The sequence below is a fragment of the Neolewinella litorea genome, from assembly GCF_004803465.1.
Taxonomy (GTDB): domain Bacteria; phylum Bacteroidota; class Bacteroidia; order Chitinophagales; family Saprospiraceae; genus Neolewinella; species Neolewinella litorea.
Genome location: NZ_SRSF01000003.1, coordinates 507,130 through 526,622, shown reverse-complemented (window position 1 = coordinate 526,622; position 19,493 = coordinate 507,130). Strand labels below are relative to the sequence as shown.

Below are 19,493 nucleotides of genomic sequence, written 5' to 3'. Positions count from 1 at the left end.
GCTTAAGACGCTGGCGCCACCCTAAAAGTATGACCCCACCTCCTACATTTGCATTATGATAACAGTCGACTTCAGCCATCGCACCGCCCTGGTAACGGGCAGCAGCCGGGGCGTGGGCCGGGCTACGGCTGCCCTGCTGGCGCAGGCCGGTGCCCGCGTCTGCCTCCACTATCACCGCAGTGCCGACGCCGCCCGCGAAGTGCTCGCATCCCTACCCGGTGACGGCCACGCCATCCTCCAGGCTGACGTTTCCGATCCCCAGGCCGCCAGGAAACTGGTTGACGGTGCCGTGGCCGAACTGGGCCACCTGGACATTCTGGTCAACAACGCGGGCATCTTCACCCCCCACCCCGTCGACGGCAGTCTATCCTTCGAGAAGTGGTTGAGCACCTTTCAGCAGACCCTGAACACCAACCTTATCGGACCCGCCGCGGCCGCCTACCAGGCCATTCAGCACATGCGCGGGCGGGGCGGCGGAACCATCATCAACATTGGCAGCCGGGGCGCTTACCGCGGTGAGCCAGGGCAGGTGGGCTACGGGGCCGCCAAGGCCGGCCTGCACAGCCTGAGCCAGTCCCTGGCCCGGGAAGTCGGAGGCGACAACATAACGGTACACGCCGTGGCCCCCGGCTTCATCGAAACCGCGATGGCCCGCCCCCACCTCCAGGGCGAGGCCGGGGCGGCGGTACGCGCGCAAAGCCCCCTCAACCGGGTCGCCACCGTAGAGGAAGTAGCCCGGGCGGTGCTGTACCTGGCGAGTCCCGACGCCGCCTTCACCACCGGAGGGGTACTGGACCTGAACGGGGCCAGTTACCTGCATTAGCGATGGCCATGCTCCCGCTCGCCGCGCCGCACCAATGGCTGAACCGACTGATCCTGCTCTTGTGCCTGCTCACTCTGGCACCCGCTGCCCCAGCCTGCTTCGGCCAATCGGCCTACGACGGACAGATTCAGGCGATCGAGTCCATGATCGACCAGGGTAAATTCAAGCTCGCCCGCACCCAGAGCCGCGCGCTCACCGAATCCGGGCGCCAGCAGCGCCTCTCAAACGTGGAGGCCTACGGCAATTACCTTTACGGCCGCGCCCTGCTGGAGGATCCCGCGTCGAGTTCCCGCGACCGGGTGGCTGGGATAGAATCACTACGGCTGGCCTCAGCGGGCTTTAGCGATGCGGGGATGACCTCGACGGTGGACTCCATCATCGCCCAGTTGCGCGACATTGTCGAGCAGGAGGGCTCCACCGTGCAGGGTCTGCCACTCCTGCGCGAGTTCCGCCCCAGTGCACCCGCGCCCTCCCCCGACAACAGCGACGATGTCGATGAAACGGCCCTGACCGCGATCGTGGCCCTGCAAAACCGGGAAATCGAAGCGCTCAACGACAGTCAACTGCGCCAACTGCTGCGCATCCAGCAGCAGGACCTGGCTTTGGACTCCTTCAAGTACGAGCTCCTCAACGACAGTTTACGGATCGTGCGGCAGGAGTTTCTCCTCAAACAGCAGGAATCCCTCACCTCCGAAGAACGGCAGCGACGTAACTTCTTCATCGTGCTGGCCCTCGGCATCCTGGTGGCATTGGCGCTGCTGTACCTGCGCTACCGTTCGGCGCAACGCTTTCAGCAGCGCATTCAGGTGGCCCAGGAACGCAGCGACGAGCTGCTGCTCAATATCCTGCCCCGAAAAATTGCCACGGAACTCAAGGAAACAGGCCGGGCCACCGCCCGTCGGTACGACTCGGCATCGGTGCTGTTCTCCGATTTTGTGGGCTTCAGCCGCATCGCGAGCCAACGCGAGCCGGAAGAACTGGTGGAGGTACTCGACCGCACGTTCCGGGCCTTCGACGAGATCATCGAACGGCACGGGCTGGAAAAGATCAAAACCATCGGCGACGCTTACATGTGCGTGGGGGGCGTGCCGGAAGAGGACCCCGACCACGCCGCCAAAACCGTGCGGGCCGCCCTGGAAATCCAGCGGTACCTGTCCGAGGCCGGCGACTTCCAGGCGCGCATCGGCATTCATACCGGGCCGGTGGTGGCCGGCGTGGTGGGCCAGAAGAAATTCGCCTTCGACATCTGGGGGGATACGGTCAACCAGGCCGCCCGACTGGAGGCCGCCGGGGTGCCGGGGGAAGTCACCATCAGCAAAGCCACGCGGAACCTGCTCGACAGCCGCTTCGAGTGCGAGCGCATCGGCACCTTTGAAGCCAAGAACATGGGCCTGCTGGACCGCTATCGGGTTCTGGACAGCCGGCTGATAAAGAATCCGTCGTAGCCGTCGCGTTGCGGCAGCAGGCTGCGCTCCTCCTCCACTTCCCAGCCCTCCCCGGCGGGGGAAGGCAGGAACGCTCGAAGTTGATCGCCGTTCTCCCGCGGCAGTACGCTACAGGTGGCGTAGACCAGTTTGCCCCCGGGTTTGACCATGCGACTGTAGTTGGTCAGAATTTCTTGTTGCTCTTGCACTACGCGCTCGATCGATTCGGGACTGAGTTTCCATTTCGCGTCCGGGTTCCGGCGTAGGACACCGAGTCCGGAGCAGGGCACGTCGAGCAATACCCGGTCTGCTTTGCCAGTGAGGCGCTTGATGATCTTCGTGGAGGTGATGGGCCGCGCTTCGAGATTGGTCACGCCGTTGCGGCGGGCGCGGCGCTTGAGTTCTTCCAGTTTCCAGCCGTGGATGTCCAGGCTGAGCAGCCGCCCCTTGTTCTCCATCAGCGCGGCCAGGTGCAGGCTCTTTCCTCCGGCTCCGGCGCAGGCGTCGACCACCAGTTGACCGGGCTCCACTTCGAGAGCCGGCGCGGCCTGCTGGCTGCTGTAGTCCTGCACCTCGAATAGCCCGCGCTGGAAGGCCTTGGTGCGGAAGAGGTTCTTGCGTTCGGTGACCAGCAGTGCGTCGCCGGCCAGGGGTTCCACGACTATTCCCTCCTGCGCGAGGCTTTCGGTGACAGCGGCCGCATCGGCCTGTAGTCGGTTGACCCGCAACACCACCGGTGCCTGCTCGTTGAGGGCGGCAATAGTGGCGGTCCACTCCGCTCCCAATTGCTCTTCTCCCAGCACGTCCAGCCAGTCGGGGATACTCTCGCGCAGCGCCCGGTCGGTACGAGCTTCTTCCAGGGCGCTTTGCAGGGTACTACGGTCCAGATCCTTGAACTCGCGCCAGTCGGGCAGGTCAATGCCGTTGAGCAGCAGGTGAATCCCCATCAGCCTCCACCACTCCGCCTTCGTCTGCGGTTCGGCGCCGGCCAGGTGGGCGTAGAGCCGGTAGTAGCGCACGATGGCGTAGGTGTGTTCGGCGATGAAGGCCCGGTCGTTGCTGCCCCGCCGCTTGTCGGCCTTGAGGATGCGCGCGATCTCCCGGTCGGCGTAGGCTCCCTCACGGAAGATATTCTGCAGGGCCTCGGCGATGGCGTGAAGGTGGGCGGCGTAGAGTTTCATAGGCAGGGGTTAGGGGCCACCGCGGGGGCGGGCTGTTGGGGCATTTTTATTGCAAAGTGGTCCACCGATAAGTGGCAGGACCACTTAAGTCGTCCGACCACTTACCGGTCCGACCACTACTCCACCGCCGAGCCGTCGATCGTGCTGCCGAACATGATGGCGTTCATGAACAGGCGGTTCGTCCCAAACCAGAAGGCGCGAAAGTTCGGATTGTTGGCGAAGGAGATGGTGCGCCCGCCCCGGTTGCCGCTCACCACTATGGCTGCCGATCCGGCCGCTGACTTGGCGAAACCCCGCGGACTGTAGCCGCTCAACAGGGGCTCCTCGGCGTAGCGCAAGGGCGTGGCGTACACGTTCTTGGCGGGCTCAAAGAGCAGGGTGCCGCTGCGGAAGACTGGGATCTCCTCCCGTTGCAGGCCGAACAGCAGGGGGTGCGTCAGATCGGCCGTCGTCTGGTAGATCGAGCCGCCCAGTACCCGGCCGCCGCCGTCGCGCGAGGCTTTAGCGTAGGGCCGCTGGGTGATGCTGCTGTCGGGATCCGCGGGCTTACGCTCGGTGAGCTTGGCCAGGCCGTTCTTGGCTGCCCAGGCACTGGCCCGCTCTACGGTGATGAAGACCTTGTCGTGGCCCATCCAGTCCTTCAGTGCGGTGGCTACCGACTCGTCCAGGTTGTTGTAGTAGCCGTCGGGCATGATGATGGTGTTGTACCGGCTCAGGTCGGCACGCCCCACCTCGTCGATCGGCAATTTGGTGATCGGAATGCCGAAGCGCTGGTCGAGCAGGTGCCAGGCCTCGCCGGCGTCCAGACTGCTCGTGGAGCCCTCGATGAGCAGGGCAATTTCGGGTTTGCGCAGGGTCTGGTAAGCGGAGCGTGAGCCGAGCATGAGCCCGCCCGGATCCACCAGGCCGCTGTCAGTGGTCAGGATATCGATCCCGGTCTCGTCCTCCACCTCGCTGACGATGCGGTGGATTTCCTCGGCCGACATATTCTGGCCCACCACGGGCACCATGGCCGTACCGCGGCCGAATTGCGTGGCGCCGTTGTTGATCGAGAAGGGTTGGTCGCTCACCTTGACGCGCAGTCCGGCTTCCTGCAGCTGGAAGATGGCGCGCACCGAGTAGTAGTCGTTGGAAGGGATGAAGTAGGCGTATTCCGCCCGGCTGCGGTCAATCTCGGAGGGGCTTCCACCAAGGGTGAAATCGGTCCACTGCATCCCGCCGGGAGCACCGCCGCTCACCTGGCGGTACGGCAGGTTAAAGGCCATGGGCAGACTGAAGGTGGACACGTCGTAAAAGAGGCTGTCCTCAAATTCCAGGATCGGCTCGAAGGCCGCCTCGCTGAAGGGGGTCTTCGGCACGTAGTAGGCTTCCTGGCCCTGGTTGTTCCGGCCGTGCTGCACGGGCAGCTGGTGGCGGGCCAGGATGTTGGCCAGCTCGCGGGCGCGGCCCGGGTCGCCGTCGGCATCGATCACGTAGCCGTCGCGCGTCACCCCGTCGCGGTTGAACTCCCGCTGGTAGGCAAGCAGTTCGGGGCGCAGTTCCGTCAGGGCCTTGAAGGTGCTCAGGGCCGTGGTCACCTGGTTGCGGATGGTGAAGGGGAAGGTGAGTAATCCGTTGTCCGACTCCTGCAGGTGGCCGCGTGAGCTGGCCTGCTCGAACAGGATACCCACCGTACCGAAGATGTCGGGATAGGTCGATCCCTTGCCGTAGTAGAAGTCGTCGTAGCCCTCCCCACTGTAATAAAGCGATCCGATTTCATCCAGGGCGGCGGCGTGGTAGGTGCCGATCTTGGCCGTCAGCTCCTGATTAACGGGGGCCGTCATGGGGTGAACGCGCGTCGGCTCGCCGGGCATGAAGAAGAAGGTGGCGTCGGTGCCCATCTCGTGGTGGTCGGTAAGCACGTTGGGTTTCCAGCGGTGAAACTGCTCGATACGGGCGCGGCTTTCCGGGTGCTGCACGGGCAGCCAATCGCGGTTCAGGTCGAACCAGTAGTGGTTGCTGCGGCCGCGGGGGTAGGCTTCATTGTACTCGCGGTCGTTGCCGTCCGCGGTCATGTTCTTGTTTTTGTGGCTGTTGGCCCAGCTGGCGAAGCGGTTGAGTCCGTCGGGGTTGAAGCTGGGGTCAAAGACCACGATGTTGTCGTTCAGCAGGTCGCCCACCTCGCTCATTGGGGCGGCGGCCAGGTAGTAGGCCACCAGGGGGGCGGCATTGGCGCCGCTGGGCTCGTTGCCGTGGATGCTGAAGCCCTGGTACAGGACGCCGGGCACGTCACTCACCTCCGAGGCGCGGGAGTCGCCGTCCGGGCGGCTCCAGTTGAGGTGGCGCAGGCGCAGTTCTTCCAGGTTGGCGTGGTTCTCGGGGGTGGTGAAGATGAGGTTCAGCAGCGGCCGGTCTTCGTAGGTGCGACCGATTTCCACCAGTTTTATGCGGTCGCTGCTCGCCGCCAGGAGGCGCATGTAGGCCTGTTGCAGGTCGTGACTGATGTGCCAGTCGCCGATCTGCCAGCCCAGGAATTCTTCCGGCGTGGGGATGGCGGGATCGTACTCGAGGTCGGGCAGGTAGTAGGTCAGGGGCCAGTCTTCCAGGCTGTTGGAGGTCTGGCGCGGCACGGGCGTTTCCGTAGGGGCGTTTTGCGCCAGTGCGCGGGTGCAATACAGTAAAGCAAAGAGCAACAGGAGCGGGGTCAAATTCTTCAACGTGGGGCTATTTTTTGGCTTGGCCGGGAAGATAGCGATTTGGTGCCTTTTGCCGCCCGGCGGCCGGTTCCGTCCCTGGCACCCGCGCGCCGCCGCCCAGTCCAGATGGAACAGGACCAGATCCGCATTTGGTAGAAGCGTACGGACCCGCACGAGTACCATCTCGCGGAAGGTATCCAAAGCTAAGAATGAAGTACCGCGTCCGCGGCATCGTCTGGGTAAATCGGATCAGTAGCGCACCGCTGAAAGCGGGGGCGTTCGCGACCGCCCCAAGTATCTTCATGTTTCTACCTTTAGGAAAAATTACCCCCTGCGCCACCTTGATCCCACTTGTATGTTTATATACTTTTTCTTGCTCTGCTGTTTTCCGGGGTGCCAAATTGATCAGACCGAGACCACCACAAGCCCTTTGGAAGAGGAAAAACTCTACGTCGTCACTAACGCTACGAACAGTGTGGACGGCTTGGATTACTCCGATCTAGCGGGTATGGTGTTCATCCTCCACGGAGACTCCTTGTCCTTTTACTACCCCAGTCAACGCGATGTGAACTCGTATGCCTACACGCGCAGGGGAGATACACTTGACCTCGGGAAATGGCAAATCACGATTACCGGTAGCGATGATGGACTACGGCTGGGCGATCTTCAGACCGGCCAAACCTACCGGCTTGATTTGCTAGCCGCCGCCCCGGAAAAATTCTACCCCACCGAACGGTTCGAACGTTCTACCCTGAGCCTTTCTGAGCCCGCCGCAACACTGGTGCCCCTGACAATGTGCGAGCAGACACCCCCGGCCATCGTGGAATTGCGCTACGGCGATTCACTTCAGGCCGTTAAGCTCATGGAAAGACGGGTCGTGAGACTGCAACGATATGTCCTGTTCTACTTGTATGAGATGGGTATACTGCACCTTTTCGGTGAAGGGGCCGATATCGGGGCTTACCGCTTGGTGAACCCCTTAGGGCAGGTATCGACCGGCACCTATCACTGGAAGAAAGATACGTTGGATAATATTCCCGGTGAATTGGCCGGTAAATGGTTGGCGGACGAACCGACCTCGTACGATAAACTATCGAAGTCGAACCTTTTTTCTCTCGACCCCCGCTTCGCCTTCTCGCGCCGTTCCCCTGCCGCTGCGGCGAGAGGATCACTACCCATCGATGACCTGATTCACCACCAAGATTATCGCTTCGGAATGGAGATCGACACCCAACAGACGGCATATCTGTCCGTAAACGATCAGGTATTTGTCGATTTCCCTGTGGTCAGCCGCTCCCCTACCGACCCCCGGATGCTGTACGCCGTAAGTGAGGCCTGCGATTTGTTATCCTTCCAATACGATCCTCAATCTAATGAGATCACCACCGGATTGTATGCCAAATTTGGGATGGCCAACCAATATTCTGTATTACCCATTCGCTTACGGTTACTGCCTCACCCCTAACGGTGTTCCCCGGTTACGGCCTACCTGACCGTCTTCGGCACCCGCGCGCCGCCGCCCCAGTTCCTACCTTACGAGCCGATTTAACCGACCGACGACCATGTACGACCGCACTACCCTGGAATCTTTCTACGAGAAGGAAGCCGCGCACCCCGAAAAGCCCTTCCTGCACCAGCCCTTCGGCGAACGGTGGGAGACCTATACCTGGGGCGAGACCGGACAAATGGCCCGCCGAATCGCGGCCTACCTCAACGATCAGGACCTGGCGCCGGGCAGCCATATCGGACTGGTAAGCAAGAACTGTCGAGAATGGATCATCGCCGACCTGGCGATCATGATGGCCGGCCACGTGAGCGTACCCTTCTTCGCTACGCTCACGGGAGAGCAGATCGCCGAAGTGCTGGAGCTGGGCGACGTTGACCTACTCTTCGTGGGCAAAACGGAGGTGTGGGACAACATGAAGACCGGCGTCCCCGACGACCTGCCGGTCGTCCGCTTTCCGCACTACGCCGACAACTCCCAAGTTGACCGCGGCAAGGCCTGGGAAGAAATCCTCGAAACGTACGAACCCCTGCCGGGCCAGCCACTGCAGGACCGCGACGGACTCTGGACCCTCATCTTCACTTCCGGCACCACCGGAACGCCCAAGGGGGTGATGCTGAGCATCGAAAACCAGATCGCGTTGATGCGGGAGCTCTACCCGAAAAATCCGCTGGAGAACGACTACCAGGGCGACAACCGCTACTTCAGCTTCCTGCCGCTCAACCACGTAGCCGAACGCGGCACCATCGAGACCATGTGCCTCACCCACGGCGGGGAGATCTTCTTCACCGAGAGCATCGACCGCTTCGCCGCCAACCTGCAGCACGCACGGCCGACCTTCTTCTTTGCCGTGCCGCGCATCTGGACCAAACTGCAACAGGGCGTACTGAAAAAACTCCCGCAGGAAAAACTGGATACCCTGCTGAAAATCCCGGTAGTCTCTTGGTTCATCAAACGCAAGATCCGCAAGGGACTGGGGCTGGACCAATCGCGCTGCAACGTAACCGGCGCGGCGCCCATTGCGCAGGCCACCAAAGACTGGTTCGCCAGTATCGGCATACCCATTTCGGAGGCCTACGCCATGACCGAAAACGGCGCGGTGAGCCACATGATCTTCGCCCACCAGGACAAGCCGGGCTCCGTGGGGCAGACCCTTCCCGGCACCGAATGCCGTATCGACTCCGAGAGCGGAGAGGTGCTGACGCGCTCGCCCTACACTATGCGGGGCTACTACAAGGAGGAGGAAAAGACCGCGGAGACCATCGACGCCGACGGCTGGCTCCACACCGGCGACCAGGGGCGCGTCGATGAGGAGGGCTTCCTCTACCTCATCGGCCGGGTGAAGGACACCTTCAAGACGGCCAAAGCCAAGTTCATCGTCCCGAACGAGATCGAGGAGAAGTTTGCCGGCAATACCGACGTTGACCAGCTCTGCATCCTGGGCCTTGGCATGCCCCAACCCATGCTGGTGGTGTCCCTCTCCGAAATCGGGCAGGACCGGGATCGCGGGGCCGTGAAGGCCCAACTCGAGGCGCAGCTCGCCGAGGTGAACGCCAAGCTGCCCAGCTACAAGAAAGTGGCCGCGGTGGTGATCGCAAAAGAGCCCTTCAGCATCGAGAACGACCGCCTCACCCCTACCCTGAAGGTCAAGCGGCCGCAGGTACACGCCTTCTACCGCGAGCGGATGGAGGGGTGGATTATGGGCGGCGAGCGGGTGGTGTTTGAGTAATGGCGACTGACTGTTTTTCACTAAGCGTTACTAATTGCTTGGGCTCTTTTATTTTCTCTCTTCCCCGTTACATCGACCCGCCTTTCAAATAGGGTGGCCGTTGCTCCCGTTGTTATAGTAATCTTTATACTCACTTATTGATGCACAGATTATCTCTTTTGCTGGCGATGGGACTATTATCCCTGCCGGTCACGGCCCAACTACAAAAGGGCGATCAATTTTTAGGTTTTGGCACTGCCTCCCCGGTGTACGCTCTCGGTCGGTTGGAACCGCTGCTGGCTTCCGACTTAGCTTTTCTCGGCCCTCTGTCGGCCTCCCGTACCATTCAATCCTATGTACTACCGAATTACGGCTTCATGCTAGCGGATGCCCTGCAGCTTCATTTTGCGGCCGGCTTTACGTCCATTACCGCCGAAGTTGCCGATAGAAGTTATACCTACAGTTTAGGAATGAGTACGCGTACGTACTTGACTAATACCCCGACGACCGGTGTTTTCGTCAGCGGTGCAGTAGTCTTCACCGACGGGGTACTGGAAGTGGCGCCGGGCTTTGGCGCCAGCCTTCGTTTATCACCCAGCGTAAGGTTCGTACCGGAACTGGCATACGCAATTGCCACTGCTGAAGCGATGACGGCGCGGAATGACCGGTTCATCGCTTCGCTCGGTATAGGATTTGTGCTGAACGATGGCGAGAACAAGGGGGTTCCCGTTGAATCGGGTTTTCGCAAGGGGTCGATCATGCTTGGCACGAGTGCGATTACCGTCACCGCCCTGACGGACCGCGACGTTGTACAGGTACGGGCTAATCCTTCAATACAGTTGCTCGTTGGCCAGAGTTTTGCGGTCGGATTGACCAGTCAATATCACTACCAATCGATGTGGGATAACCAAAGGCGCGGTTCTACGGAAACATTTGGCGTAGGTCCCGTCTTCCGGAAGTTCGCCGCTACCGAGGGGCCCGTTAGTATGTTTCTTGAAGCCAGTCTGCAGCGGCAATTTCAACGATCGTACTACAATAGGACCGGGGCTTACACCACCGCCCAGGCCGCCGCGGGCCTGCTTATTTTTCTGCGGCCCGATATTGCATTGGAAACTGGCCTCACCTACCACCGGTTACTCAGTAAACTTGGGTACTACTCCACCCGATCCTACGATCTGCTGGCCGTGACCCTAGGTGGTCGTTTTTTCCTCAATTCCCTCAACTAGGCCGTGCGCAAGCCGTGGGACGGAGTAGCGGTTGACATAGGCTCAACACAGCAGTGGCGCGGATTAGGAACTAACTCCCGCGTACTGGCCGATCGTATTCCGCCCCAGCTGGTACATATGCACCTCGTCCGGCCCGTCGGCCAGGCGAATGCTGCGGGCGTAGGCGTAGAACTCGGCCAGAGGCAGGTCAGATGAAACTCCGAGTCCGCCGTGGAGCTGGATGGCCCGGTCGACGACCGTACAGGCCATCTGGGGGCACACGATCTTGATCATGGCCACCAGGTCCTTCGCGCCCTTGATGCCGTGGCGGTCGATGCGGTCGGCGGCACTCAGGGTAAGCAAGCGTGCCTGCTCGATCTCGCAGCGGCTGCGGGCTACCTCCTGACGCACGCTGCTGAACTTTGATAGTTCGCGTCCGAATACGGTCCGCTCCCCTACCCTCGCGCAAGCCAACTCCAGTGAACGCTGGGCCACCCCGATCAGGCGCATACAGTGGTGGATACGTCCCGGCCCCAGTCGGCCCTGCGCGATCTCGAAGCCACGCCCTTCCCCCAGCAGGAGGTTTGTGGCCGGTACCCGCACGTTGGTGAGTTGGATTTCCGCGTGGCCGTGGGGGCTGTCGTGGGTTCCAAAGGCCGTGAGCGGCCGCACCACATTCACGCCGGGCGTGTCGGCCGGCACGAGGATCATGCTCTGCTGCTGGTGACGAGGTGCCTCGGGGTTGGTCTTGCCCATCACCACGTACACCCGGCAGTCGGGGTGCATGGCGCCGGTGCTCCACCACTTCCGGCCGTTGATGATGTAGTCGTCGCCGTCGCGATCAATGCGCGTTTCGATGTTGGTGGCGTCCGAGGAGGCGACACCCGGTTCCGTCATGAGGAAAGCCGAACGGATCTGGCCGTCGAGCAGCGGCAGCAACCAGTCGCGCTGTTGCTCCGGCGTGCCGTATTTAGCCAGCACCTCCATATTTCCGGTGTCCGGCGCACTACAGTTGAAGATCTCGCTGGCCCACAGCACGCGGCCCATAATTTCGGCCAGGGGGGCGTACTGCAGGTTGGTCAGGCCGGGACTGAAGTCGCCGTAGTCCTCCGGCAGAAAGAGGTTCCATAGCCCGGCAGCCCGGGCCTTATCCTTCAACTTCTCCATACGGGGAAATACCCGCCAGGGATGGGCGTCGGTGAAGCGCCGGTATTCCCCTTCGAGGGGGTAGACGTGCTCCTGCATGAAGCCTTTCAGGTGGCGGATGTTGTCAAGGGTGGTCTCGGTGTGGTCAAAAAGCATAGCGACAGGTGCTTGGGCGGTGGTTGGACAAAGTACGTCTGCCGCACCGTTCGGGCCTTGCGGGAGCGGAAATACCGGATTCCCAGCGGGCGGGTGCCGACGTGCAGTCAAAGGCCCCGGATGTAAAGCCGTTCGGTCCGGGGCGGGCAACCACAGATATATTAGAACACCTACTGCACACCAACCCATAAACACTATGGACAACCAAACCCTGGAGGACTACGGACTGTCCGCCTCCGAATACTACGAAGCGCTCAGACAGGTGGTGGATCCCCGATTTCAGGATGCGCCCTACCGCGAACTCGATTCGGCCGTAGACCCGGCCATCAAACGCATGTCCGCCGAGGAACGCGACGAATTTTTCGGCGCCCTGGCCAGCATTGCCACCCCTTTCATCGGAAAGGCGATCGGTTGGGGGGTTAACAAGATCGGAAGCGCCCTTCGCGGCCGGCGTACCCGCCGGCGTTCCCGCGCCCGCCGGGTGACGGGCAACCGTTCCCGCATCAGCCACCTCCTCAAACTGCTCAACGACCCGCGGCTGAAGCGCCTGCTGGCCGGTAACCTGCTCAACCGCGTAAGTCCGCGCGGACCCATCGGTCGCCGGATGATCCGCCACGTGCGCCGTCAGGGCGGACGGCGGGAGTTTACCGAAGTGACACTGCCGGAATTCCTCAATGTTTTGAAATTGCTAGGAGGCGGCGCCATCGGGGGGGCGATGGGCGGTGGTGGTAGTAGCGGCGGCCTCTCTTCAAGCGTAGCCAACGAATACGGGGAAAGCGGCGAAAGCTCCCTGGAATCCAGCCTGCAGAAGCTCTACGGCCAGGAAGTGATCGTGGAAGAAGTAGTCGACGATGAATTCGGCGATGAGGCCTTTGACGACTTCGAAAGCTTCGGCGACGACGGCTTCGAGGGTTCCGATGAGTGGGACGACGAGTTCGCCTACTCCGAAGATGAATACTACTAATCTCTCACCCTAGCAAGCACATCCACCATGGCAAATTTTAAAACCTTCAACGGCAACGACTATTCATCCTCGGAATCCGACTATGAAAACGATCCCTACGGCGGCTACGAGGGCTGGGAGGAAGAATCTGGCGACTATGACGAATACGGAGAAAGCCGGCGCCAACGCCGGGGCGGCTCGAACCTCTACCGGGCCGTACACCGCCTCCAACGGCAGATCGCGGCCCTGCGCCGACACCTGCAGCTGATCAGCCGCCGGGCCGGCACCCCCGCCAACCTGGCCCGACGCATCCAGGAACTGGAGCGCACCACTTCGGGCATGCAGCAGTCGCAATTCATGGCCCAGTTGCTTGACCTCCCGCAGCTGGAAACCATCCGCTTCGCGGGTCAGGACGAATCCCAGATCGTCGAGAACAGTTCCTTCGACAAACAAAGCCTACTGCTGCTCCAACTGCTCGGGCAGGGCCAGGGCAGTACCGCGACCGGCTCCGCCCGTGGCGGCCAGCAACTGGAGTGTTTGCTGCCCCTGCTCCTTCTGCAGAAAAACGACGACCAGGAGGGTGACGACCGGCTCTCCACCCTGCTTCTCCTCACCCTCCTCAACAAACAAGGCTGACATGAACAACGAAAGTCAATCCAACCGCACCCAGGGCAACCGCTGCGGCGACACCCTGCGCACCCTCCTCCTGATCCAGGCCCTCCAGGGCCGCAAAGGCGGCGGAGACAGGGACAACTTCCTCCCGCTCTTCCTTGCTCTCCAGGGCAACCAGGGCAATCAGAACAACCTGCTGCTACTCTTTCTCCTGATGGACCGCAAACCACGACGGCCACGCAAGTCGGGCTACAAATCCGACTACGAAGACTTCCCAAATTTCCGCCAGTCCGGCGGCAGCGGCAAACGCGAAAGCAAGGCTTCAAAATCGGCCAGCCAGCAGGAGCCTTCCCACACGGCCTGAAAACCCACCTTAACGCTTGAATACAACAAACTATGGAAACCAAGACCCAAAAATTCAGCAATGGCCACTCCGTCGTCAGCAGCGATAGCGGCGACCAGGGCGGCGACGAATTCGGTGGCTCCTACTCCGAGTTCGGAGAATCAAACGGATCCATGGATGAATCCACCGATACCCTGGAATCCCTGGGCCTGGAACAACTCCAGGAATCCGGCGGGGCGTCCCCGGGCTTTCAACCACAACAGCAACCGCAACAGCAGCAGGACGACCCCGATGAATCCTACGGCACCCTGGAAGAATTCCACGACGAAGCCGGCGACGAAGATGAGGGCCAGGACGACTACGGCGGTGAAGGCATGATGGACGATATGCCCGGCGGGGGCGGCGGCGGCATCTCCATCGTTGGCGACCAGCCCAAGATCGAGGAGGCCTACGCCGCTACCTATCCCGATGAAACTACCGTGATGGAGGTGGTGATCGGCCGTGACGACCGCCGTCGGGTGCCCTCTACCCGCAATTTCCCCTACCGCGCCATCGTGCAACTGGTCATCGAAGCCAAGAACGGCCGCCGGTACGTCGGCACCGGTTGGCTGATCAGTCCGCGCACCGTCATCACCGCGGGCCACTGCGTATACCTGCACAACGCCGGCGGCTGGCCCAAATCGATCCAGGTCAGCCCGGGCATGAACGGCAACAGCAAACCATTCGGCACCTGCCGCGCCACCGCCTTCCGGTCGGTCAAGGGATGGGTGAGCGGCAAGCAACGCGACTACGACTACGGCGCGATCATCCTGCCCCGTAGTCATCCATTTGGCAAACGCACCGGCACTTTCCGCTACGCCTCCTACTCCAACCGCACCCTGCTGCAGAAATACGTCAACATTTGCGGCTACCCGGGCGACAAGGGAGGCAAGCACCAGTATTACCACGCCCGGCGGATTGCCCGGCTTACCGACAAGCGCCTGTCGTACCTCATCGATACCGCGGGCGGACAGAGCGGTTCACCCATCTTCTTCCGCCGGGGCAACAACCGCATCGCCGTCGGCATTCACACCACCGGCAGCATGAGCGGCAACGGAGGCACGCGGATCAACGCTTCCGTCAAGTCAAACCTCATGCGCTGGGCCAGAGAAGGTGCCTGATGCAGACCATCGAAGGACTGCTGCTCGACCCGGATGGCAGGCCCATCGCCGACGCTACCCTGTCTATCGTAAGCGCCACCGCGCCGGTACCGGACATCGCCATGATGACCGACCGGGGCGGTCGCTTTTTCCTTGATGAGATGCCCGAGGGTCGCTTTCGCTTGCGCGTGACCCCGCCCGGCGGCGGCGGGCGCACCGTGGAGTTTACCGTACCCCGGCCGGACGGCCGCCTGCGGCTCCAACTGGATCGCTGATCACACCGAACGGTCCTGCATCGCGGCGAAAAACTCCCGCTTGCGGCTCCGCGCCAGGTACGCGTGGCCTCCACCCGCCAGCAGGATCTTCCCGCCGCCCTCCCGTAGGTACTCGGTCACGTAGCGCAGGTTGACCAGGTATGACTGGTGGACCCGCAAGAACCCCCGCCCGGACAGGCAGCATTCCAGATCGCCAATCGAGCGGCACACCATTCGGCGCTCCCCGTTGAAAAGGTGTACGGTAGTGTAATTGCCTTCCGATTGCAAGTGCGTGATCTCGGTGACGTGTGCGTAAAGAATCCCGCTTTGGTCCGGTAAGGGCAGCCGGTACCGCCGGCGTTTAAGTCGGTGCACACGCTTGCGCAGGGGGCCGCTGGTCCGATCCGGTTCTCCGGCAGTAATCTTCCGTGCATTTGCCGGATCGACCATAAGTGAAGGCGGGTGTGAGGATGTATGGGTAACGGTGGTCTATTAAATATAGCCTTTGGCACCCTGAAAAGCAATTAAATCCACACTTTCCGGGCCAGTACCTCTACAGATATTTTACGGTCTAATATCATGGTTTTCAGGAGATAACAACTCCTCCGCAGGCCGCCGGACGGGAGTTAGAAGGATGTATTCCGCAGTCTCGGAGATCAGGGCAATTTTTGTACCCCGAGCCGGGCAAAGGCGCGGGCGGCCAGGCCAAATTTCTCCATGCGCTCGTCGCGGGTGCTGCCCTGCACGTACCGGTGGTAGAGTTGCTGGGCGATCACGGCCGTCTTGTAGCAAGCAAAAGCCTCGTACCAGGGCATGCGGCTCAGGTCGAATCCGGTATATGCTGCGTAATTCTCTTTCAGGTAAGCTTTCTCGGGCCAGTTGCCCGCCAGCAGGGGCAGGGGCATTGCGGCGGCATTCAGGGCCGGATCGGGCCAGAAGCTGAGGGTGCCCGCCAGGTCGATCAGGGGATCGCCGAGCGTGGCCATATCCCAGTCGAATACGGAGGTTACCAGGTCGGGCTGCCCGGTTTTAAACTGGCAGTTGTCAAACTTCAGGTCGCCATGCACAATAGACACTGCCTGCGGACGGGGAACATCGGCCACCAGGGACTGCCCGAGGAGGTCCATATCGGCGTTCTCCTCCGTACGGGAGCGTTCCCACCGCTTTTTCCAGCCTCCGAGTTGTCGTTCGGCGAAGCCTTCCGGTCGGCCCAGGTCTTCCAGGCCCGCTTCGGCGACGTCCACCTGGTGGAGGTCCGCCATCACCCGCATCAGGGCGTCGGTGAGCCGGCGCCTGACCTGGGGCAGTTGTCGAAATCCTTCCGGCACCTCATAGCGAATGACGGTGCCGTGCCGCCGTTCCATCACCACAAAGTCTGCGCCCAGAATGGAGGGGTCCGTGCCCAGGAGCAGGGCGCGGGGCGCGGGTGCAAAGTAGGGGTGCAGGCGCGAAAGGATCCGGTATTCCCGACGCATATCGTGGGCTCCCGGTGCGATCTCGCCGAAGGGTGGTCGCCGCAGCACCAGCTCCCGGTTCGCAAATTTCAGTTCGTAGGTAAGGTTGGCGTGGCCGCCGCGGAACTGCGTCACTTCCATCGGACCGCGCAGGCCCGGGAGGTGCTCGCGCAGATAAGGTAACAGGCGCTCGGTGGGCAGTTCTTCTCCGGGGCGGGTATTCATACGCAAGGGGGATGGCGGCGTAAACTAAGGATTAACGGTCGGCCAGGGAACCCTTACTACGCCTTGGTAAGGCCCTGCCTGGATAACCATTAAATTGGTGCGGATGGGCACCGCGGAAAAGGATAATTTACAGTCCTATTCCGGCTTGTTGCGCGCAAACATTCCGCGCACGGCTTGCCTTTAGCCTACAAACTTGCCTCGCGCATGAATCCGCCCACCTCATTGTATGCCTTTAATGAATATTCCGTGGCCGCCCGCTGGCGCGTGCTCGACGATATCGTTATGGGGGGCCATTCCGATGGCCACTTTGCCATTACGAAGGAAAAGAAAGGGCGCTTTTATGGAGCGGTTTCCCTACGCGACGGGGGCGGATTTTCTTCGGTGCGCCACCGCTTCAATCCCCCGGTAGTCACCCAGGCCTACAACCGGGTACTCCTGTACGTGCGCGGCGATGGCAGTGGATTCGAGTTTCGCGTCAAACCCAACGCGCAACAGGATTTTTCCTATGTCTACCCCTTCTCCACCTCCGGAGAATGGGAAGTGATCGAGGTGCCCCTGGCCGATATGCGCCCGGTACGGCGCGGACAGGCCTTGGAGCTGCCCAACTTTGATGGAAGCCGCATCGCCGAGATCTCATTTCTGATCGCCAACGGTCGCGAACAACGCTTCCAGTTGTTGATTGACCGCCTGGAACTTCTGTAGCAGGTTTCCCTTCCGGGGCGTATCTTGGTGATATGCCAGCCGAAACGAATACCTACACCTCTTTGCGCGGCGCCCGGGCCGGACAGGTTCTGGTCGTATCGGCTATTGTAGTAATTGCCCTGACCCTGCTCAACGACGAGCCCGCCGATCCGCTCATCGTGCTGAAAACCCTGCTGTCGCTGACGGCCATCGGCTTCCTGATCCATTACGGGCATACCCTCAACGCAGGCATAACCCTGCGGGAGGATGAACTCGAAGTACGCCACCTGTTCGGAACCAACCGCCGCATCCACCTTAGCGAGGTGCAGCGCATCACGGTGCAGGAAACTTATAATTCCTTCGGCAGTACCCGAATGGTCATGACCGTCTTTACGCATCGGGACAATATCAAGATCGAGGTTTCCGACCTGGATCGTTCGGCGGAATTTATCGCGGCAATGGAAGAGTGCGGACAGGCCACCGGTTTTAACGTGGTTTACCTCGACAGGAACGGTCAGATTGCCCGCAGTCTGCGCAAAGGCTGAATCCACCCCTCACGCTCCGGGCGGAATGTACCATACCCCGCGTGCACAGTCTACCCCACCGCCCAGTTCGTCAACGACCACCCGATCTATTATGCGGACACCCTCCGCGGCCATGCGGTCGAAGGTATCGATGCCGTCTCCCTCGAAGTTTTGCCGGGTGCGGTGAATATTGAAGCGGTCGCTGAAGGTACGTCCGAAAGCCTGCTCCACCCCCTCGCGGCCCAGCATAAAGCCCAGCATCCCACCCCAGGTCGCGGTGGGGTTATCGGAATCCCAGCCGGCCAGCGCCCCGATCTTGATGGTTTCCTTCAGATCACCCTCTCCGTAGAACAGGCTCACCAGACTGGCCGCGAAATTGATACCCGCCGCGAAACAGCCATTGCAGTACAGGTTCTGCGCGGTAATATCGTAACCGTCTTCCTGCCGGACCTGATAGCGCTCGTAGATGGAATCGCGTGTTGCCTCCCAGGGTTGCCCGCTGAGGTATTGCTCCCGAACGAAGTCGTACATCCTGGCTGAGTAAGTAGAATCGGGCAAGACCCGCCGGGCCGCTTCGGCCATTGCCGAGATCCGTTGCCGCATCGATTGCTCAGCCGGTGCGGTAGCGGCCAGGCTGTACATCGTGACGTAAAACTCGGAAATGTGGGCGGCATCTCCGCGGGCCACCGTCTGAATCGGCACTTCCGCCATCCGCCGCGCTACGACGGGCCGGCCGGGCGCGAAAAGCCCGAATATCTCCGTAGTCAACTGCGCGTCGATCATGGCGTAGTGTTCGTTGTTCGCCGGATCACCGGTGGCGGGGGGCAACAGGCCTTCCTGCATAAGTTCCAGGGCACGCTGATTCGACACCCAAAGGTAGTTTTCCTCCTCGCTGCGGATGTGCCTCAGCCAACCGTCACGGATCATTTCCGGGGTCAGAAAGCTGGTGTCGTACAGGGCCAGGAGCCGCTGGTACATGTACTCTATATCGGTATCGTCGTCGGCCCCCCAGACCTCATCCTCCCCCCGGAACACGAAGTCGATGGTCGGGGAAAGGTCGCTCGGCACTCCCTCCCCCCAGATACTCGGCTGATCGGGCTGCCCCCAGTCCGCGCGGGTATAGAAAGCACCCGTCTGCACCTCACCCACGTTTCCGATCTTGTCCATCTCGGTCACCAGCCCCGTCCAGTTGGCGATGCACTGCCCCAACCAGAAGCCGTAGAGCCGGTCGTGGTAAGCGCTGCGGGAGATAACGTGGTCAGTTGGCTGTGGGACATACCCGTTCTTCGTTATTCCCGGGTTGCAGTCTACTCTCTCCTGGCCCGACAGCGAAGCCGTCATCAGGAGAAGAAAAGGAAAGATGATCGCCCCTTTCAGGGGAAATGCCATCAGCCCCGCGATTGGGCGGCACCAGAGACGTGGCATAGTCGGCTGTTTTAAAAATGCCAATGGTGGGTTGTCGTCTTCCGTGAGTACTTGTGACACTAAGGACCTAA

The 19,493-nt window shown here is 61.2% G+C and carries 18 protein-coding genes; 12 read left to right on the top strand and 6 right to left on the bottom strand.

Annotated elements, in window-relative coordinates:
* Nucleotides 1–55: 55 nt before the first annotated feature.
* A complete protein-coding gene (locus E4021_RS10640) occupies nucleotides 56–823 on the top strand; it encodes an SDR family NAD(P)-dependent oxidoreductase (protein ID WP_136459185.1) in 768 nt (255 codons plus the stop codon).
* A 2-nt stretch (nucleotides 824–825) separates the two neighbouring features.
* Nucleotides 826–2,268 (top strand): adenylate/guanylate cyclase domain-containing protein, encoded by a 1,443-nt coding sequence (locus tag E4021_RS10635; RefSeq protein WP_136459183.1) that lies wholly within the window; start codon nucleotides 826–828, stop codon nucleotides 2,266–2,268.
* Here E4021_RS10635 and E4021_RS10630 read toward each other — a convergent pair.
* Nucleotides 2,226–3,428 (bottom strand): RsmB/NOP family class I SAM-dependent RNA methyltransferase, encoded by a 1,203-nt coding sequence (locus tag E4021_RS10630; protein WP_136459181.1) that lies wholly within the window; start codon nucleotides 3,426–3,428, stop codon nucleotides 2,226–2,228. The two genes, E4021_RS10635 and E4021_RS10630, sit on opposite strands and share 43 nt — an antisense overlap.
* Nucleotides 3,429–3,544: 116 nt before the next feature.
* Complete coding sequence (locus E4021_RS10625) at nucleotides 3,545–6,124, bottom strand: M14 family zinc carboxypeptidase (protein ID WP_246050276.1); 2,580 nt, start codon at nucleotides 6,122–6,124, stop codon at nucleotides 3,545–3,547.
* A gap of 409 nt (nucleotides 6,125–6,533) precedes the next feature.
* Here E4021_RS10625 and E4021_RS10620 point away from each other — a divergent pair, with 409 nt between their 5' ends.
* The 3 genes from E4021_RS10620 to E4021_RS10610 all read left to right on the top strand — a co-directional run bounded on the left by E4021_RS10620 (nucleotide 6,534) and on the right by E4021_RS10610 (nucleotide 10,541).
* Nucleotides 6,534–7,568: a hypothetical protein gene (locus tag E4021_RS10620; RefSeq protein WP_136459179.1), complete on the top strand. Its 1,035-nt coding sequence runs from the start codon at nucleotides 6,534–6,536 to the stop codon at nucleotides 7,566–7,568.
* A gap of 97 nt (nucleotides 7,569–7,665) precedes the next feature.
* Nucleotides 7,666–9,336, top strand: coding sequence for an AMP-binding protein (locus tag E4021_RS10615; protein WP_136459177.1), 1,671 nt, complete (start codon nucleotides 7,666–7,668; stop codon nucleotides 9,334–9,336).
* A 140-nt stretch (nucleotides 9,337–9,476) separates the two neighbouring features.
* A complete protein-coding gene (locus tag E4021_RS10610) occupies nucleotides 9,477–10,541 on the top strand; it encodes a hypothetical protein (protein ID WP_136459175.1) in 1,065 nt (354 codons plus the stop codon).
* A 63-nt stretch (nucleotides 10,542–10,604) separates the two neighbouring features.
* On the opposite strand, the gene E4021_RS10605 is transcribed toward E4021_RS10610, so the two are convergent.
* Nucleotides 10,605–11,822 carry an acyl-CoA dehydrogenase family protein gene (locus E4021_RS10605; protein ID WP_136459173.1) on the bottom strand — a complete coding sequence of 406 codons (1,218 nt, stop codon included), beginning with the start codon at nucleotides 11,820–11,822 and terminating at the stop codon, nucleotides 10,605–10,607.
* 196 nt (nucleotides 11,823–12,018) lie between these two features.
* On the opposite strand from E4021_RS10605, the gene E4021_RS10600 reads away from it, so the two are divergent.
* From E4021_RS10600 to E4021_RS10580, 5 genes are read left to right on the top strand one after another with little or no spacing between them, the layout of a single operon-like run.
* The gene (locus E4021_RS10600; RefSeq protein ID WP_136459171.1) at nucleotides 12,019–12,786 is read left to right on the top strand and encodes a hypothetical protein; all 768 of its coding nucleotides are present in this window, start codon (nucleotides 12,019–12,021) and stop codon (nucleotides 12,784–12,786) included.
* Nucleotides 12,787–12,813: 27 nt separating this feature from the next.
* Nucleotides 12,814–13,401 carry a hypothetical protein gene (locus tag E4021_RS10595; RefSeq protein WP_136459169.1) on the top strand — a complete coding sequence of 196 codons (588 nt, stop codon included), beginning with the start codon at nucleotides 12,814–12,816 and terminating at the stop codon, nucleotides 13,399–13,401.
* A 1-nt stretch (nucleotide 13,402) separates the two neighbouring features.
* On the top strand, nucleotides 13,403–13,741 hold the full coding sequence (locus E4021_RS10590) for a hypothetical protein (protein ID WP_136459167.1): 339 nt from the start codon (nucleotides 13,403–13,405) through the stop codon (nucleotides 13,739–13,741).
* A gap of 32 nt (nucleotides 13,742–13,773) precedes the next feature.
* Nucleotides 13,774–14,880: a trypsin-like serine peptidase gene (locus E4021_RS10585; RefSeq protein ID WP_136459165.1), complete on the top strand. Its 1,107-nt coding sequence runs from the start codon at nucleotides 13,774–13,776 to the stop codon at nucleotides 14,878–14,880.
* A complete protein-coding gene (locus E4021_RS10580) occupies nucleotides 14,880–15,134 on the top strand; it encodes a carboxypeptidase-like regulatory domain-containing protein (protein WP_136459163.1) in 255 nt (84 codons plus the stop codon). The genes E4021_RS10585 and E4021_RS10580 overlap by 1 nt, the downstream gene beginning before the upstream one ends.
* On the opposite strand, the gene E4021_RS10575 is transcribed toward E4021_RS10580, so the two are convergent.
* Together E4021_RS10575 and E4021_RS10570 are read right to left on the bottom strand one after the other, a co-directional pair.
* The gene (locus tag E4021_RS10575; RefSeq protein ID WP_168797558.1) at nucleotides 15,135–15,488 is read right to left on the bottom strand and encodes a LytR/AlgR family response regulator transcription factor; all 354 of its coding nucleotides are present in this window, start codon (nucleotides 15,486–15,488) and stop codon (nucleotides 15,135–15,137) included.
* A gap of 281 nt (nucleotides 15,489–15,769) precedes the next feature.
* On the bottom strand, nucleotides 15,770–16,792 hold the full coding sequence (locus E4021_RS10570; RefSeq protein WP_136459159.1) for a phosphotransferase family protein: 1,023 nt from the start codon (nucleotides 16,790–16,792) through the stop codon (nucleotides 15,770–15,772).
* A gap of 204 nt (nucleotides 16,793–16,996) precedes the next feature.
* Here E4021_RS10570 and E4021_RS10565 point away from each other — a divergent pair, with 204 nt between their 5' ends.
* Complete coding sequence (locus E4021_RS10565; RefSeq protein ID WP_136459157.1) at nucleotides 16,997–17,494, top strand: CIA30 family protein; 498 nt, start codon at nucleotides 16,997–16,999, stop codon at nucleotides 17,492–17,494.
* A 32-nt stretch (nucleotides 17,495–17,526) separates the two neighbouring features.
* Nucleotides 17,527–18,018 (top strand): hypothetical protein, encoded by a 492-nt coding sequence (locus E4021_RS10560; protein WP_136459155.1) that lies wholly within the window; start codon nucleotides 17,527–17,529, stop codon nucleotides 18,016–18,018.
* 9 nt (nucleotides 18,019–18,027) lie between these two features.
* On the opposite strand, the gene E4021_RS10555 is transcribed toward E4021_RS10560, so the two are convergent.
* Nucleotides 18,028–19,422: an ADP-ribosylglycohydrolase family protein gene (locus E4021_RS10555; protein WP_246050275.1), complete on the bottom strand. Its 1,395-nt coding sequence runs from the start codon at nucleotides 19,420–19,422 to the stop codon at nucleotides 18,028–18,030.
* Between the last annotated feature and the right edge of the window lie 71 nt (nucleotides 19,423–19,493).